This is a genomic window from Kitasatospora griseola (genome assembly GCF_044999035.1).
Lineage (GTDB): Bacteria > Actinomycetota > Actinomycetes > Streptomycetales > Streptomycetaceae > Kitasatospora > Kitasatospora griseola.
The window spans coordinates 3636525-3652318 of the sequence record NZ_CP173360.1; the positions used below are offsets into that span (position 1 = coordinate 3636525).

Here is a 15794-nt window from a genome sequence, read left to right on the forward strand (position 1 = left end):
ACCGAACCTACAACGACGCCGGACGGGGCGGCCGAGCGGTTTTTCCGCGCGGGGCCGGTCACCCGGCGGGCTGCAGCATGACCTGGCGGGTGACGGCCAGCAGGTCGGCGGGCGTCAGCTCGGCCAGCAGCGCGGTGGCGTGCTCGATCAGCGCGGCGGCCGCATCGGTGAGCGCGGCGTCGTCCAGCGGACGGCCCGGCAGGGCGAGGCTGTCGGCCAGCAGGCTCTGCGCGACGGTGTACAGGTTGGCGCTGGCCGCCTCCCGGATGGTCAGCGACAGGTGCGTGGACGGCGCGCCGTCCTCGGCGCGGGCCCGGTGCGCGAACCCGCGCGGCACGTACAGCACCTCGCCCGGCTGCAGGACGGTCTCCAGCAGCACCTCGCCCGGGTCGCCGTCCTCCCGGTCGGGCACCCAGTTGCCGTCGGCCGGCCCGCCGTGCACCCACCAGCGCTTGGCCCCGGAGATCTGCACCACCAGCACGTCCGCGTCGTCGCGGTGCACCGGGCGGCCCTGGGTGCCGGGCGGGGTGTGGAACCAGAACGCCTCGACCTGCCGACCGATCTCCGCGGCCAGGCCGCGGGCCAGCTCGCGCACCCCGTCGTGCCACTGGTCGACGTAGCGCAGCAGCAGCGTCGCCTGCTCGTCCCGGATCAGCGCCCGCACGGCCGCGCCGTCGGCGTACCCCCCGACCACCTCGCCGAGCACCACCCGCGGCGGGCAGAACCGCTCGACGGGCAGGTGGGCGTCGCGCTGCACCAGGCCCAGGTACGGCACCTTCAGCAGGCCGTGGTCGAGCAGTCGGTCGAGTTCGGCGGCGGGCAGCACGTCCACCGGCGGGCGCGAAGGGCGCAGCACGGCCGGGGTGGTGCGCCACAGCTCGGTGCGGAACTGCTCCTCGTCCGCGACGAAGCGGCTCAGCCAGGTCTCGGTCATGGTCGGGTCTCCTCTGAGGCTCGGGCAGCGGGGTCGGGCGGCGGGTCGAGGCAGGTGGGTTCGGGCGGCGGGTTCAGGCGATGGGTTCAGGCGGTGGGACGGCTGCTGTACGCGGCGCGGCGGGCGGCGGACACCAGCTCGGCGGGGTCGGCGGTGGCGATCCGGGTGCGCAGGTGGTCGAGCAGCTGCGCGCCGGCCTCCAGCAGGTCGTCCTCGTCGCGGGGGCGGGCCGGCAGTTCGAGCCCCTCGGCGAGCAGGGTGCGCAGTTGGGTGCGCAGGTGGACGGCGCAGGCCTCGCGCAGCGCGATCGTCAGGTGCAGCGAGGGGCCGTCCTCGGTGGCGCGGGCGGTGTGGGCGTAGCCGTTGGGCACGTACAGCACCTCGCCCGGGTGGACGACGGTGTCCAGCAGGCACGGGCCCGGGTTGTCCTCGCGGACCGGCTGCCAGCTCGGCTCGGTCGGCCCGCCGTACACCTGCCAGTGCTTGTGGCCGCTGAGCTGGATGACCAGGATGTCGCCCTCGTCGCGGTGCACCGGGCCGTGCCGGCCGGGCTGCGAGTAGAACATGAACGCCTCGGTGAGCCGGCCCAGGCTCTCGGACAGGCCGGCGGTGAGCGCGCGCACTGCCGGGTGCCAGTGGTTGAGGTAGCGCAGCTGCAGCGTGGCGTTGCGGTCCCGGATCAGCGCCCGCACCCGCTCCGGGTCGAGGCACCCCTCCAGCGTCCGGCCGGCGATCACCCGCGGCGGGCAGTACTCCTCCTGCGGCACGGTGCCCTCGACGGTGAACAGCCCCGCGTACGGGTCGCGCAGCGTCCCCTCGTCGATCAGGTCGAACAGGCTCTCCACGGTGAGCACTTCGGTGGGCGGATCGGCGGGGCGGAGCACCACCGGGCCCTGGCGCCAGTGCTTGCGCAGGAAGGTCTCGGGGTCGTCGACGCAGCGTTCCAGCCAGTCCATGGCGGTGTTCCTCTCCGGTGTCCGGGTGGGGCGGGGAAGTCGGGGGCGGACGCGGGGCGCCGGCGGCGGCAGGGCCGCCGGCACCCCGGGCGTGGTGCGTGGATCAGATGACGTCCGGGTAGCAGGCGCCGCAGCCGTCCGTGGTGGCGTGACCGGCACTCACCGACGGCGCGGTCGCGGCCTGAGCGACGGCCGGCGCGAACACCGCACCACCCACCGCAGCGGCCACCGCCACCGACAGCGCCGCCTGACGGGCCAGCGCAGCGAACTTCGAAGCGGACTCAGTGGACTGAACACCCATGACAGAACTCCTTGTTGAGAGGGGGAACCGAGGATTGGCGAGCTGGATCAGATGACGTCGGGGTAGCAGGCACCGCAGCCGTCCGTGGTGGCGTGACCGGCACTCACCGACGGCGCGGTCGCGGCCTGAGCAACGGCCGGCGCGAACACCGCACCACCCACCGCGGCGGCCACCGCCACCGACAGCGCGGCCTGACGGGCCAGCGCAGCGAACTTCGAAGCGGACTCAGTGGACTGAACACCCATGACAGAACTCCTTGGAGAGAGGTGGAACCGAGGATTGGCGAGCTGGATCAGATGACGTCGGGGTAGCAAGCGCCGCAGCCGTCCGTGGTGGCGTGACCGGCACTCACCGACGGCGCGGTCGCGGCCTGAGCAACGGCCGGCGCGAACACCGCACCACCCACCGCGGCGGCCACCGCCACCGACAGCGCGGCCTGACGGGCCAGCGCAGCGAACTTCGAGGCGGACTCAGTGGACTGAACACCCATGACGGAACTCCTTGGAGAGAGGGGGATGAATCGGTAGGAAACGGGCAGCCGGGGCGTGTTTCGGCCCGGCCGCGGGTGGTGCGGGGGTCAGGCAGTCGGGATCCGCAGGGCCAGGGGTTCGGCGCCGGGGCGGCACTGGAGGTCGCAGCTGCAGCCCGGGGGCAGCAGCAGCCAGTGGCCCGGGAGGAGCCGGACGCCCTGCCGGGTTCCGGTGTCGTCGGGTCGGACCCGACTGCCGCCGCGGTGCTGGAAGAGCAGCAGGCTGCTGTCCTCCGCCGCGGTGAGCCGCCGGACGGGCCGGCTCGGGGCGGGTTCGACGGGGCGGCCGAGGTGGTGACGCAGGGTCTCGGCCCAGTGGGCGGCGCCCGACACGTCGTCGGTCCACAGGAGTGCCGGGCCGGTGCCGAGGCGGCGGTTCAGGAAGGCGACGACCTCGCGTTCCGGATCGGCCGTACGGTTCTCGTCCTGTCCCCACTGCATGTCGTCACCTCCGCCTCCGCTGTCCCGGCGGGGCCCGGTGTGCCCCGCTGACATCAATACTGCGGGGCCGGGGGGTTGACGCACAGTCACGGGTTGTCGGTCCCCGGCGGACGGTAACGGGACCACGTGACACGCGGTCGGCGCGCGGCAGGCGACGTCAGTCGTCGAGCAGGCCGGCCTTCGCGGCGGCGACGCCGGCCTGGAAGCGGCTCTCGGCGCCCAACTCGTCCATGATGTCGGCGATGTGGCGGCGCGCGGTGCGCAGCGACATGCCGAGGCGGCGGGCGATGGCCTCGTCCTTGAGGCCGGCGGCGAGCATCCGCACGATGGTGCGGTCGAGTTCCTGGGAGACCTGTTCGAGGCCGTCCTCGGCGGCGGCGGCGAACGGGCGGGCGAGCGACCAGGCCTGCTCGAAGATGTCGCAGAGGTAGGCGAGCATCGCCTCCTGCCGGACCACCAGTGCGCCCCAGGTGCCGTCGCTGAGCGGCAGGAAGGCGAGTTCGCGGTCGAAGACGATGAGCCGGCCGAACAGCTCGTGCGCCGTGCGGTACTCGGCGCCGAGGGCGGTCGCGGCTTCCACGTAGGCCTGGCTGGGGCCGTTGAAGCGCGCGGTGTGGTGGTAGAGGGTGCGCATCCGGACGCCGCGGCCGAGCAGGGCGCGGTCGCGGCGCAGTGCCTCCTCCATCGCGTCGGGCACCCGGGAGCCGCCGCCGGGCTGGCTGGTGATGACTTCGCTGCGGCATTCGGCGGAGGCCCGGTCGAGTGCGGCGCGGACGTTCAGCAGGTCGGCGATCACCTCGATCTCGCCGGCGCCGCCGGAGTCCCGGACGGCCTGGTGGAAGGGCAGGAAGCCGGCCACCCGGGCCTGGCGTTCGGCGAGTTCGGCGCGGCTGCGCTGGATCGCGGCCTCGACGGGGGCGGCGAGGGCGGTGATCGCGGTCTGCGGGGGCATGGCCCGCCAGCGTCCGGGGTCGGACGGGTCGGGCTGGAGCAGCTGCCAGGCGGTCAGCCGGTCCAGGGCGTCGCCGGCGGTGGCCGGGTCGAGCCCCTGGCGGGTGAAGTGCCCGGCCAGTGCGGCGGGGTCGAGGCGGCCGTGCTCCAGCACCCAGGCGTAGGCCGCGGCGTCGGCCGGATCGGGTACGAACTCGGTTCCGGCGCACGGCGTTTGGGCCAACAGGTCCATTTTCGTCCCCCGGTCGTCTTGCTGCCAGAGCAGTTGGTGAGGTGGCTGCACGATGGTTCGGGCACCCCGCGCTCGCCATGCTAGTTCCAGGCGCCGGCCCCGGGATCGGGAACCGGGCACCAAGATCCGTTCTTCACCGTTCCCAGGAGGACCTGCCATGAAGCGCTTCGCCCGCACCGCCGCGTTCGCCGGTCTGCTGCTCGCCCTGGCCGGCGCGGCCCCGGCGGTGGTCGCGGCGACGCAGTCCGCGCCGTCGGCGATGGTGCGGGCCGACGGCGCGACTCCGTCCGGTGACACCTCCTGGGGCGGCAGCTGCGAGCTGCCGCTGTGCCAGCCGGGGCTGTACTAGGCAGTGTCCTGGCGATCACGAGCGGAGCCAGATGACGAGCGCGGCCGCGGTGACGGTGCCGAGGTAGACGTAGCCGCGCTTGTCGAACCTGGTCGCAACCGCGCGGAAGGTCTTGAGCTTGTTGATCGCCCGCTCGACGGTGTTGCGCTTCTTGTAGCGGTGCCTGTCGAAACCGGGCGGCCGGCCACCCGCGCGGCCGCGTCGGACCCGGCCGGCAGCCTGGTCGCGCTTCTCCGGGATGACGTGCCGGATCCCGCGTCTGCGCAGGTAGCGGCGGGTTCGACGGTTGCTGTAGCCCTTGTCCGCACTGACGCTGTCCGGCCTGGTGCGCGGCCTGCCACAGCCGAGCCTCGGCACACGGATCCCGTCCATGACCGCCTCGAACTGGGTGCAGTCGGCGCACTGCCCGGGCGTGACGACCAGCGAGAGCACCCGACAGCGGCCGTCCGCGCTCAGGTGGATCTTGGTCGTGAACCCGCCGCGCGAGCGGCCGAGCGCCTCACCTCCCGCACCACCTCCGCCAGCCGGTCGATCAGTTCCGCCCGGATCCGAGCGGCTTTGACCGCCTGGGCGAAGCCCCCTTTGAGGGCGGGCGGCGGAGCGTGCCGGGCACCGGCCGCGTGGTGATGCGCGCGCACGGACGTCGAGTCGACCGACACGTCCCAGTCGATCTCGCCCGCCGCGTCCGCCCCGGCCTGGACCCGCCGCAGGAGCATCTCCCACGTTCCGTCCGCCGACCAGCGGCGATGTCGCTCGTGCACCGTCTTCCACGGCCCGTACCGCTCCGGCAGATCACGCCACTGCACGCCCGTCCGAATCCGGTACAGCACCCCGTTCACGACCTGCCGATGATCCCGCCACCTGCCACAACGCCCGTTGCTCACCGGCAGATACGGCTCCAGCCGCTCCCACTGGGCATCCGTCAGATCACTCCTACTCCCCATAGTCATATCAACGACTCAACTGATCGCCAGGACACTGCCTAGACGGGACCGGACCGTCCGGTCAGAGCGGGCGGACGTTCATCGGCAGCCAGTTGTCGGTGGTGTCGGTGAGTCCGATCCGGGCGGCGTCCCACGTGCCGTAGCGCGGGTTGACCTGGATGTGCAGGGCGGTGCCCGCGTCCACCAGGGCCTTGCGGATCGTGGCGTCGCCGGCGGCGCCGGTCGGGTCCTGGCCGCCGGCCAGCTTGGCGAGGCCGAGCTGCTGGCGGTAGAAGTCGTCGATCCCGCCGGCCGGCACGCCCTGCTTGACCCGCAGCAGCTCGGCCAGCTTGGCGTCACCGCCCACGGTGCGGCTGTCCGCGGCCTTGGCGGCGCCGATCTCGCTCGCGTCGACCGTCAGCCGACGTTCCGTCAGGGCCCGGCCGATGACCTTGTCGAGGATCAGGTCGTTGACCGCGTGCCGGACCAGCCCGGGCTGCTCGTTCGCCGCGGGAGCGCCGGCCTGCGCACCGCCGACCTCGCGGACCGCCGACAGCCTCGCCTGCACCTGCGCGATGGTGATCCGCTCGTCGCCGACCACCGCGGCGGCGCCCTGGTGCGCCGGTGCCCCGCCGCAGGCGGAGAGCGCGGCGGCGGCGATCGCCACGCCGAGGGCGGCGCGCAGTCGTCGGACGGTGCTGGTGCGGGTCACTGGGGCCTCCTGGTCGGTGGAGCGCGTTCCGGTGGTGCGTCGCGTTCGTGGCTGGGACGAACAATAGGGAGCCCCGCCCCCGGGTGCCAGACCCCGCGCGCACGGTGGCCCGTCCGGGATCGACCGCACCGGGGGCCCGACCCCGCTCCTGATCGACCGTCAGGTCGCGTACGGGTTGGTGGTGGTGCGGTGGGCGCCGAGCTGTTCCAGGTGGGTGCGCAGCCGGCGGACGTCGGGGTGGTGGGGGCCGTGGCGGCGTTCGGTCTCCAGCAGGAGTTCCAGCAGGGTCTGCCAGCCGGTCTCGGCGTGGCCGGTGGCGGCGAGCAGGAGGCCGATGCGTTCGCGCAGCTCGGGGGCGTGCGGGGAGCCGGGCGGGAGGGCCGCGAGGACGGCCCGGTACTCGGCGAGGGCGTCGTGGGCGAGGCCGAGCTGTTCCAGGCAGCGGGCGGCGTGCCGGCGGTGGTCGAGGGCGGCCGGGTCGTGCGGGCCGCGTTCGGCGGCCGCGGCGGCGGCCAGCAGGCGCAGTTCGGGCAGCGCCTCGCCCCAGTGGCGTTCGGCGAGCAGGGTGCGGGCCCGGATGGCGCGCACGGTGTGCACCAGCGGCGCGGCCTCGCCCTGCTCGGCGACGGCCCGGGGCAGCAGCCGGGCGGACAGGTCGAGCACCTCGGTGTGCCGGCCGGCCGCGACCAGGTCGGAGAGCCGGGCGCAGGCCCCCGCCAGCGTCTCCTGCCCGGGCCGCGCGGCCGGCGGCGGGACCACCGGCGGGGCCGCGGGCACGGGCGGCGGCGGAGGCAGGACGGCCCCGCCGGCGGGCCCGGGGTGGTGGGGGTAGCGGTACGGGTCCGCCGGGTCGGGGACGACCGGCAGCAGAGTGCGCGGCCGGCCCGCCGGAACGGGCAGCAGCGGCAGCAGCAGGGCGTGCACCTCGGCCGCGTCCGCAGGCCGCCGGTCGGGCTGCTTGGCGAGCAGCCGCAGCACCAACTCCTCCAGCACGGGCGGGACTTCCGCGCGCAGCGCACGCAGCGGCTGCGGCGGGTCGTCGACCTGGCGGCGCAGCACGCCGAGCGCGGTGGGCGCGGGGAACGGGGGGCCGCCGGCCAGCATCTCGTGCAGCATGCAGCCGAGCGCGTACAGGTCGCTGCGGCGGTCGGTGTCGGTGGCCATGGCCTGTTCGGGGGCCATGTAGGCGGGGCTGCCGATCGGGCTGCCGGTGAGGGTGAGACGGGTGGCGGCGGGGTCGATGGCGGCGGCGATGCCGAGGTCGAGCAGCACCACCCGCCCGTCCGGACGGACCATCACATTGCTCGGCTTGAGGTCCCGGTGGACCACCCGCGCCCCGTGCACGGCGGCCAGCGCGGCGCACAGCTGCCCGGCCACGGCGACGGCCCGCTCGACGGTGAACGGGCCCTCCTCGGCGATCAGGTCGGCCAGGCTCAGCCCGGGCACCCGCTGCATCACCAGGTAGAGCTCGTCCCCGTCGGCGCCCGCGTCGTACACGGTGACCAGCCCGGGGTGGTCGAGGGACGCGCCGATCCGGCACTCGCGCAGGAACCGCTGCCGCAGCAGATCGCCCTGGCTGTCGCCGCGACCGGCCGGGTACGGCACCGCGTCGGTGCGCAGCAGCTTGACCGCGACCGACCGGCCCAACTGCTGGTCCCGGGCGGCCCAGACCTGCCCCATCCCGCCGTGCCCGATCTTCTCGTCGAGCAGGTACCGGCCGCCGACGGTGCGACTCACGGCTGCCCGTCCCCGGCCTGACGGCGCAACAACTCACCGAGCTCGCGCAGCTCCGCGGCCCCGGTCGCACCGGTCGCACCGGCCGCGCCGGTCGGCGGCACGGCGGGCGGCACCGGCCGGGTGACGGCCTGCGGGTGGTCGGCGTACGAGTGGTCGGCGTACGAGTGGCCTGCGTACGGGCCGGCGGCGGGGTACGTCGGGGCCGACGCCGGGTACGGCTGGTAGGCCGGGTACGGGTACGGCGCCGGGGCGTCGACCACCGGCCAGAACCGGCGCTGGTTCATCACCAGGAAGTGCACCGGCGTACCGATCCACAGCGGGATCACCAGCAGCAGCGCGACCCAGGTGTTGAGCGTCCCGCCCGTCGGGGTCAGCCCGAGCGCCACGAACATCCCCAGCTGCATCAGCCCGACGACGACCGCGCCGACCAGGTCGGCCGGCCGCCGCCGCCCGGCCGCGAGCACCGCCGACGGCACCATGCCGAGGAACCCGAGGGTCAGCACCGGCAGCGCGGCGCACAGCAGCGTCACCCAGATCCGGTACGGGCCGGACACGGCGCGGGCGGGCATGGACGCTCCTCGACGACGGCGGGGCAGGTGCTGCGCACACGCTACCTCCACCGGGAGTTGCTGCCACGGGTCGAGTCGCGGAACGGCTTCGCCGATCCCGGTCGCGGGTCAGAGCGGCTTCGCCGCTCCTGCGGCGAGGGCGTCGGTGAGTGCCCGGGTCAGGGTGCGGGTCTCGGTGGTGGCGCGGGTCAGGGCTGCCTCGTACTCGGCGAGTCGGCGGAACTCCGCGCCCAGCGCCCGCTGCTGTTCGACGGGGACGCGCGGCACCTCGACCCGCCGGATGTCCAGCCGGCTGGTGGTGGAGGCGTAGCTGCTGGCCCGGCGGCCGGCACCGGTGGCGCGCAGCTGTCCGGCCAGGAAGTCCGGGTCGAGCAGGGCCGGGTCGGGCCGCAGCAGGTGCAGCCGGGCCCCGAGCGCGGCGTCCGCGTACGGGCTGCCGGGGTGCACCGCCTGGGCGCCGTCGCCGCCCAACGCGGGCACCAGCACGTCGCCGTGACGTACCGTCACCGTGCCTTCGGCGTCCGTGGCGGCGCTCGGTGGGGCGGCGGACTGCAGGTCCTGGTCGGTGAGCAGCGGGGTGCGGCCGCCGGGGCGGGCGGGGGCGCCCTGGCCGGAGGAGTGCACCTCCAGGGCGCCGGAGCGGGCCAGTTCGCCGATGCTGACCTGCGGGGGCGCGGCCGCGCCGGTGGCGGCGAGGACGGGCAGCGCGGCGTCCAGGTCGGCGAGCCGGGCGAGTTCGGCGGCCAGGCGGGTGCGCAGGGCGGTCAGCTCGTCGGGGGCGGCCTCGGCGGGCAGCGCGGGCAGGTGGCGGGCCGGGGTGAGGTCGGTCTCGTCGTCCAGCAGGTCGAGCGCGGGGACCGCCCGGGAGCGGCCGGGCCGGTCGGCGGGCAGCGGGCCGCCGGTACGGGCGGCCCGGTCGAACGCCTGCCACGCCGTCAGGACGTCGCTCCGGAGCGCGGCGCGGTCGATCCGCTCCCGGCCGCCGTCGGCGGCGGCGTCCAGCAGCAGCAGGTGCCGGAAGTCGTCGCCGGGCTCCGGTCCGCGCAGCACCCACACGTGCAGCGGCACCCCGTACGGCGGGGCGACGCCGGCGGGCAGGGCGATCACGGCGCGCAGCGCCCCCGAGCGGACCAGTTCGGCCCGCACCCGGCGGCCGGCCCGGCGGGACGCCACGGTGGGCGGCAGCAGCAGCACGGCCGTCCCGCCGGGGCGGGTGTGCGCCAGGCAGTGCAGCACCCACGCCAGTTCGGACTCGCCGCGCGGCGGCACCACCCCACCGGGCCAGCGGCTGTCGTACTGCAACTGGTCGTGGCCCCAGTCGCGTTCGTTGTACGGCGGCCGGCACAGCACCGCGTCGGCGGCCACCCCGGGGAAGGCGTCGGCGCGCAGCGCGTCGCCCGCGCGGACGTCCACCGGCAGCGGGCCGGGGCGGTCGGCGGGGGCGGCCAGCGCGAGGCGCAGCAGTGCGACGCCGGCCAGACCGGGGTCGGCGTCCTGCCCGAGGCGCGCGGCGGGCGCGGCGGCCAGCAGCACCCCGCCGGCGCCGCACGCGGGGTCCAGCACCGTCCGGTCCTCGCCCGGCGCGCCGGCCAGCGCGGCCAGCAGGGCGGCGGTCTCGTCCGGAATCGGCTGCTGCAGACGGGGGTTGGCCTCGGTGTACCTGGTCAGCAGTTGCTCGTACGCGGCGGCCGGACCGTTCTCCGCGGCCAGTCGGGCGAGCAGCCGGGCCAGGTCCAGCTGGGTGGCGCCGGCGATCAGCGGCAGGGCGAGAGTCGCGGCCGCGTCCGGACCGAGCAGCGCCCCGGCGGCGCGGCGCAGCGTCTTGGGCAGCGCGGTGGCCAGCCGGGTGTCCGACTGCTCGGCGAGCTCCGCCCACGCGGACGGCTCACGGTGCAGCAGGAGCAGCAGCGAACCCGCCTCCACCAGCGGGGCGACGGCCGATCCGGACGGGTCGCGGAGCGTCTCCAGCTGCTGCCAGACCCGTTCCAGCAGCGGCAGTTCGGCGAGTTTCCCCTGCGCCCGCAGCCACTGCTCGACCTGGTCGAGCCGGAACGTCGGACTGGTCTCGGTGCCGCCCGCGGGCCGCGGGAAGTCGACGTGACGACGGCGCCAGTTGGACACCGCGGCCCTGCCGACACCGGCGAGCCGGGCGATCTCGGCGGCCGTGACCTCGGGACTTTCCGACATGCGCGGGCTCCTCAGCAGCGTGGTGTGGCCACACAGCATAGCCAGGCCGAAATCCGGGAGCGTTCACACGTGAACAGAGAGGTTTCGTGAATCGTCATTGACACTGTTCACAGTCGAGGCTTTACTGGAGTCGTCGCCGGAACCCCGGCCCACCGCAGAAAACCTGGGGGAGAGACCCGCCATGCTTGAGTCGTCCGTCCGCATCAGCACCCGCCGCACCGCCGCCGTCCTCCTCGGTGCCTGCCTGCTCGCCGCCGCGACCGCCTGCGGCCCCGACAACTCCGTCTCCACCACCCCCAAGAGCGCCGCCTCCGTCGCGAACACCGCCTCCGGCGACCAGGGCAAGGCCGCCGCCTCGACCGCCAAGGTCGGCGACACCATCGGCCTCAAGGGCACCGAGAAGAGCAACACCGCGGACGTCACGCTGGTGAAGGTCGCCGACAACGCCGAGGGCGCGGACGAGTACACGAAGGCCGCCGACGGCAAGCGCTTCGTCTCGGTCCAGTTCCGGATCAAGGCCACCGGCAGCGCGGCCTACGCCGACGCCCCGGCCAACAGCGCGAAGGTCATCGACGACAAGGGCCAGGGCTACGGCTCGACCGTCGCCGAGACCAAGGCCGGCCCCGAGTTCCCCGTCCCCGCGAACATCGCCCCCGGCGAGACCGCCCTCGGCTTCATCACCTTCGAGGTCCCGGCGGACGCCAAGCTCGACAAGATCCAGTTCGCGCTGGACAGCGGCTTCGCGCAGCAGACCGGCCAGTGGAAGCTGTAAACGCCGAGGGGGGACGGAACAGGGGCGCGTGGGGGCACCTCCCCCACGCGCCCCTGGTGGCGCTCTCCCCGACTACCGCTTGAGGTCGTCGAACATCGTGCTCAGGAACTCCGTGCACCAGGACAGCAGTTCACGCCCCACCAGCGGCTTGCCGCCGATCCGGCCGCCGGAGCCGGGACGGGGGACGAGGAGTTGCTGGGCGGCGGACTTGATCTGGGTGCGGGGGTAGAGCCGGTTCAGGCGGAGCTGCTGGGACTCGCGCAGGTCGACCGGGCCGAAGCGGACGAAGGCGCCCTGGAGGGTGATGTCGCCGATGCCGCAGCGCCGGGCGAACAGTCGCAGGCCGGCCACCAGCAGGAGGTTCTCGACCGGCTCGGGGAGCTTTCCGTAACGGTCCGTCAGCTCCTCGCGGACCTGGGTGATGTCGTCCTCGGAGTTGACGGCCGCGATCGACCGGTACGCCTGCAGCCGCAGCCGCTCGCCGGGCGCGTAGTCGTGCGGGACGTGCGCGTCGACCGGCAGCTCGATCTTGACTTCGAGCGGCTCCTCCTCCGGTTCGCCGCCGCCGGCCTCCAGGGACTGGCGGAAGTCGGCGACGGCTTCGCCGACCATCCGCATGTAGAGGTCGAAGCCGACGCCCGCGATGTGGCCGGACTGTTCGCCGCCGAGCAGGTTGCCCGCGCCGCGGATCTCCAGGTCCTTCATGGCGACGTACATGCCGGCGCCCATCTCGGTGTGCTGGGCGATGGTGGCGAGGCGCTCGTGCGCGGTCTCGGTGAGCGGCTTCTCCGGCGGGTACAGCATGTACGCGTAGCCGCGCTCCCGGCCTCGGCCGACCCGGCCGCGGAGCTGGTGCAGCTGGGAGAGGCCGAAGGTGTCGCCGCGTTCGACGATCAGGGTGTTGGCGTTGGAGATGTCGATGCCGGACTCGACGATGGTGGTGGAGACCAGGACGTCGAACTCCTTCTCCCAGAAGTCGACCACCACCTTCTCCAGCTGGGTCTCCCCCATCTGTCCGTGCGCGGTGGCGACCCGCGCCTCGGGCACCAGGTCCTTGAGCCGGGCGGCCGCCTTGTCGATCGACTCGACCCGGTTGTGGATGTAGAACACCTGGCCTTCGCGCAGCAGTTCGCGCCGGACCGCGGCGGCGATCTGCTTCTCGTCGTACGGGCCGACGAAGGTCAGGACGGGGTGGCGCTCCTCCGGCGGGGTGGTGATGGTGGACATCTCGCGGATGCCGGTGACCGCCATCTCCAGGGTGCGCGGGATCGGGGTGGCGGACATGGTGAGCACGTCCACGTTGGCCCGCAGCTTCTTCAGCTGCTCCTTGTGCTCGACGCCGAAGCGCTGCTCCTCGTCGACGATGACCAGGCCGAGGTCCTTGAACCGGGTCTCCGAGGAGAACAGCCGGTGCGTTCCGATCACCACGTCCACCGAGCCCTCGAACAGGCCCTCCAGGACGGCCTTGGCCTCGGTGTCGGTCTGGAACCGGGACAGCGCCTTCACGTTGACCGGGAAGTTCGCGTACCGCTCGGCGAAGGTCGAGAAGTGCTGCTGCACCAGCAGCGTGGTGGGCACCAGCACGGCCACCTGCTTGCCGTCCTGCACGGCCTTGAAGGCGGCCCGGACGGCGATCTCGGTCTTGCCGTAGCCGACGTCGCCGCAGATCAGCCGGTCCATCGGGACGGACTTCTCCATGTCCGACTTGACCTCGCCGATGGTGGTCAGCTGGTCGGGCGTCTCGGCGTACGGGAAGGCGTCCTCCAACTCCCGCTGCCAGGGGGTGTCCTGGCCGAAGGCGTGGCCGGGGGCGGCCATCCGGGCCGAGTACAGCTTGATCAGGTCGGCGGCGATCTCCTTGACGGCCTTCTTGGCCCGCTGCTTGGTCTTCGCCCAGTCCGCGCCGCCGAGGCGGTGCAGCGTCGGGGCCTCGCCGCCGACGTACTTGGTGACCTGGTCGAGCTGGTCGGTGGGCACGAACAGCCGGTCGCCGGGGTGGCCGCGCTTCGCGGGCGCGTACTCCAGCACCAGGTACTCGCGGGTGGCGCCCTGCACGGTGCGCTGCACCATCTCCACGTACCGGCCGACGCCGTGCTGCTCGTGCACCACGTAGTCGCCGGCGGCCAGCGCCAGCGGGTCGATGGCGTTGCGGCGGCGGGACGGCATCCGACGCATGTCCTTGGTGGAGGACTTCTGGCCGGACAGGTCGGTCTCGGTGATGACGGTGAGCTTGAGGGCCTCGTCGACGAAGCCGTGCTCGATCGAGCCGCAGGAGACGTACACGACGTCCCGGGTGGGGGCCTCGCCCAGGTCGGCGACCAGCCGGGCCGGGATGCCCTCGTTGCCGAGCACCTCGGCCAGCCGGGCGGCCGGGCCGTGGCCCTCCGTCACCAGCACCACGCGCCAGTCGGCGGCCAGCCGTTCCCGTGCGTCGGAGATCGCCCGCGCGGTGTCGCCGCGGTACGCCTCCACGGCGTGCATGCCGAGCGTCAACGTGTCGGCATCGAACTCCAAAATCTCCGACACCGTCGAGTCACTGGTCGCGAACGGGCTCACCGACCACCAGGGCAGCCCGATCTCGGCGGCGTGCTCGCGCACGTCGGCCAGCGACCAGAGGGACGCGGCGGAGACGTCGATCGCCTCCAGGTCGATCGGCCGGTCGGCGCCCGCGGCGGCGGCCACCCAGGACGCGGCCAGGAACTCCTGGCTGGTGGCGACCAGGTCGGCGGCCCGGGTGCGGACCCGCTCGGGATCGCAGACCACCGCGATCGAGCCGGTGGGCAGCACGTCGAGCAGCAGCTCCATGTCGTCGACCAGCACGGGGGCCAGCGACTCCATGCCCTCGACCGCGATGCCCTGCGCGATCTTGTCCAGGATCTCGCCCAACTCGGGGTGCTGGGCGGCCAGTTCGGCGGCCCGGCCGCGCACCTCGTCGGTCAGCAGCAGCTCCCGGCAGGGCGGCGCCCACAGGCCGTGCTCGGCGATCTCCAGCGACCGCTGGTCGGCGATCTTGAAGTAGCGGATCTCCTCGACGTCGTCGCCCCAGAACTCCACCCGCAGCGGGTGCTCCTCGGTCGGCGGGAAGACGTCCAGGATGCCGCCGCGAACCGCGAACTCGCCGCGCTTCTCGACCAGTTCGACCCGCGCGTAGGCGGCGGCCGACAGCTTGCGGGCGATCTCGCCCAGGTCGTGCTGCTCACCGCGCTGCAGGGCCACCGGCTCCAGTTCGGCCAGGCCCTTCACCTGCGGCTGCAGCACGCTGCGCACGGGGGCGACCACCACCTGCACCGGGCCCGCGGCCAGGTCGTCGGCGCGCGGGTGGACGATCCGGCGCAGCACCGCGAGGCGGCGGCCGACGGTGTCCGAGCGCGGGGAGAGCCGCTCGTGCGGCAGCGTCTCCCAGGCCGGGAACTCGGCGACCGCGTCGGGCGGCAGCAGGGAGCGCAGCGAGGCGGCGAGGTCCTCGGCCTCCCGGCCGGTGGCGGTCACCGCCAGGACCGGGCGGCCGCCCTCGCCGGCCCGGGCGGCCAGGGAGCGGGCCAGCGCCGCGATCGCGAACGGCCGGGCGGCGGGCGGGCCGACCAGGTCGAGGTGCTGCCTGTGGCCCGTGGCCGCCGCCTCGATCGCCTCGGCGAGGGCGGCGTCCCGTACGACGACATCGAGCAGTCCGGACAGGCTCATACGTCAAGTTCTCCACGGCGGGGAGTGGCCCGGCAGCAGACGGCGGCCGGGCAGCGCGACAGTCCCGGAACGCGGTGCGCCCGGGGGGTGTCCAGCCTACGCCGCGCGGGGCCCGGGCACGTGGCGCGGCGTCCCGGGCCGGGGGCGTCGGGTCGACTCGCCGCTATTCGTACAGACTCGTCCAGAGATCATGCAGTCGACATACTCCTGTCACTGTCCGTCCATGGTCGCCGCGCAGGATGGTGTGCAGCGCAGGCCGCATCCAACCGTGGGGGATGGCTGCGGAAGCGCGATCGCACCTCGATGGGGGTCGGGAGTGCGAAGGCCGGGCGACCCTGGGTGGGGGCGCCCGTGCCACTCACGCCGGGACTCGCGGCGTCCGCCTGGGGCGGGCGCCGCGAGATCTCGGCGTCGGCACGCCGGCCTCCGGCCACTTCCGGCGAAGCGGCCCGCGCGACGGCCGGGGCTCCGTACTCTCATGTGAAGAAGGTGTGGGGACACCGGTCTTTTCCAGGGGGTT

General features: G+C 74.1%; 15 protein-coding genes. 2 read left to right on the plus strand and 13 right to left on the minus strand.

What is annotated here, in order from left to right:
* Nucleotides 1–58: 58 nt before the first annotated feature.
* The 7 genes from ACI1MP_RS16270 to ACI1MP_RS16300 form a co-directional block, all read right to left on the minus strand.
* Complete coding sequence (locus tag ACI1MP_RS16270; RefSeq protein WP_100588753.1) at nt 59–934, minus strand: JmjC domain-containing protein; 876 nt, start codon at nt 932–934, stop codon at nt 59–61.
* An 86-nt stretch (nt 935–1020) separates the two neighbouring features.
* Entirely contained in the window at nt 1021–1890 is an 870-nt protein-coding gene (locus ACI1MP_RS16275; protein WP_100588752.1) for a JmjC domain-containing protein, read from the minus strand.
* Between the two features lie 103 nt (nt 1891–1993).
* Complete coding sequence (locus ACI1MP_RS16280; protein ID WP_043915775.1) at nt 1994–2191, minus strand: hypothetical protein; 198 nt, start codon at nt 2189–2191, stop codon at nt 1994–1996.
* 47 nt (nt 2192–2238) lie between these two features.
* Nucleotides 2239–2436 carry a hypothetical protein gene (locus ACI1MP_RS16285; protein ID WP_043915775.1) on the minus strand — a complete coding sequence of 66 codons (198 nt, stop codon included), beginning with the start codon at nt 2434–2436 and terminating at the stop codon, nt 2239–2241.
* 47 nt (nt 2437–2483) lie between these two features.
* Entirely contained in the window at nt 2484–2681 is a 198-nt protein-coding gene (locus ACI1MP_RS16290) for a hypothetical protein (protein WP_043915775.1), read from the minus strand.
* An 87-nt stretch (nt 2682–2768) separates the two neighbouring features.
* Nucleotides 2769–3161: a hypothetical protein gene (locus tag ACI1MP_RS16295; RefSeq protein WP_380334789.1), complete on the minus strand. Its 393-nt coding sequence runs from the start codon at nt 3159–3161 to the stop codon at nt 2769–2771.
* Nucleotides 3162–3318: 157 nt separating this feature from the next.
* On the minus strand, nt 3319–4344 hold the full coding sequence (locus tag ACI1MP_RS16300; protein ID WP_380334786.1) for a response regulator transcription factor: 1026 nt from the start codon (nt 4342–4344) through the stop codon (nt 3319–3321).
* Between the two features lie 157 nt (nt 4345–4501).
* Here ACI1MP_RS16300 and ACI1MP_RS16305 point away from each other — a divergent pair, with 157 nt between their 5' ends.
* On the plus strand, nt 4502–4693 hold the full coding sequence (locus tag ACI1MP_RS16305) for a hypothetical protein (RefSeq protein ID WP_043915772.1): 192 nt from the start codon (nt 4502–4504) through the stop codon (nt 4691–4693).
* 15 nt (nt 4694–4708) lie between these two features.
* Here ACI1MP_RS16305 and ACI1MP_RS16310 read toward each other — a convergent pair.
* From ACI1MP_RS16310 to ACI1MP_RS16330, 5 genes are all read right to left on the minus strand, one after another.
* Nucleotides 4709–5643, minus strand: a protein-coding gene (locus ACI1MP_RS16310) for an IS5 family transposase (protein WP_404868902.1) whose coding sequence is annotated in 2 segments (ribosomal slippage) — nt 4709–5299 and nt 5302–5643 — 933 coding nt in all. Because the reading frame shifts where the segments join, the coding sequence is not laid out codon by codon here.
* Nucleotides 5644–5698: 55 nt separating this feature from the next.
* Complete coding sequence (locus tag ACI1MP_RS16315) at nt 5699–6328, minus strand: hypothetical protein (RefSeq protein WP_380334783.1); 630 nt, start codon at nt 6326–6328, stop codon at nt 5699–5701.
* Between the two features lie 159 nt (nt 6329–6487).
* The gene (locus ACI1MP_RS16320) at nt 6488–8065 is read right to left on the minus strand and encodes a protein kinase domain-containing protein (protein ID WP_404868903.1); all 1578 of its coding nucleotides are present in this window, start codon (nt 8063–8065) and stop codon (nt 6488–6490) included.
* Nucleotides 8062–8634 (minus strand): hypothetical protein, encoded by a 573-nt coding sequence (locus ACI1MP_RS16325; RefSeq protein ID WP_380334777.1) that lies wholly within the window; start codon nt 8632–8634, stop codon nt 8062–8064. The genes ACI1MP_RS16320 and ACI1MP_RS16325 overlap by 4 nt, the downstream gene beginning before the upstream one ends.
* Before the next feature lie 108 nt (nt 8635–8742).
* A complete protein-coding gene (locus ACI1MP_RS16330) occupies nt 8743–10821 on the minus strand; it encodes an N-6 DNA methylase (protein ID WP_404868904.1) in 2079 nt (692 codons plus the stop codon).
* Nucleotides 10822–11002: 181 nt separating this feature from the next.
* Between ACI1MP_RS16330 and ACI1MP_RS16335 the strand changes: the two genes are divergently transcribed.
* Entirely contained in the window at nt 11003–11593 is a 591-nt protein-coding gene (locus ACI1MP_RS16335) for a DUF4352 domain-containing protein (protein WP_404868905.1), read from the plus strand.
* A 72-nt stretch (nt 11594–11665) separates the two neighbouring features.
* Here ACI1MP_RS16335 and mfd read toward each other — a convergent pair whose 3' ends face one another.
* Nucleotides 11666–15274 carry a transcription-repair coupling factor gene (mfd, locus tag ACI1MP_RS16340; RefSeq protein ID WP_380334767.1) on the minus strand — a complete coding sequence of 1203 codons (3609 nt, stop codon included), beginning with the start codon at nt 15272–15274 and terminating at the stop codon, nt 11666–11668.
* Nucleotides 15275–15794: the final 520 nt, after the last annotated feature.

Bases quoted from the DNA above. Each gene is read 5' to 3' on its own strand.
- ACI1MP_RS16295 (WP_380334789.1), bottom strand. From the start codon at position 3,161: ATGCAGTGGGGACAGGACGAGAACCGTACGGCCGATCCGGAACGCGAG.
- ACI1MP_RS16305 (WP_043915772.1), top strand. From the start codon at position 4,502: ATGAAGCGCTTCGCCCGCACCGCCGCGTTCGCCGGTCTGCTGCTCGCC.
- ACI1MP_RS16285 (WP_043915775.1), bottom strand. From the start codon at position 2,436: ATGGGTGTTCAGTCCACTGAGTCCGCTTCGAAGTTCGCTGCGCTGGCC.
- ACI1MP_RS16280 (WP_043915775.1), bottom strand. From the start codon at position 2,191: ATGGGTGTTCAGTCCACTGAGTCCGCTTCGAAGTTCGCTGCGCTGGCC.
- ACI1MP_RS16270 (WP_100588753.1), bottom strand. From the start codon at position 934: ATGACCGAGACCTGGCTGAGCCGCTTCGTCGCGGACGAGGAGCAGTTC.
- ACI1MP_RS16330 (WP_404868904.1), bottom strand. From the start codon at position 10,821: ATGTCGGAAAGTCCCGAGGTCACGGCCGCCGAGATCGCCCGGCTCGCC.
- ACI1MP_RS16300 (WP_380334786.1), bottom strand. From the start codon at position 4,344: ATGGACCTGTTGGCCCAAACGCCGTGCGCCGGAACCGAGTTCGTACCC.
- ACI1MP_RS16335 (WP_404868905.1), top strand. From the start codon at position 11,003: ATGCTTGAGTCGTCCGTCCGCATCAGCACCCGCCGCACCGCCGCCGTC.
- ACI1MP_RS16290 (WP_043915775.1), bottom strand. From the start codon at position 2,681: ATGGGTGTTCAGTCCACTGAGTCCGCCTCGAAGTTCGCTGCGCTGGCC.
- mfd (WP_380334767.1), bottom strand. From the start codon at position 15,274: ATGAGCCTGTCCGGACTGCTCGATGTCGTCGTACGGGACGCCGCCCTC.
- ACI1MP_RS16275 (WP_100588752.1), bottom strand. From the start codon at position 1,890: ATGGACTGGCTGGAACGCTGCGTCGACGACCCCGAGACCTTCCTGCGC.
- ACI1MP_RS16325 (WP_380334777.1), bottom strand. From the start codon at position 8,634: ATGCCCGCCCGCGCCGTGTCCGGCCCGTACCGGATCTGGGTGACGCTG.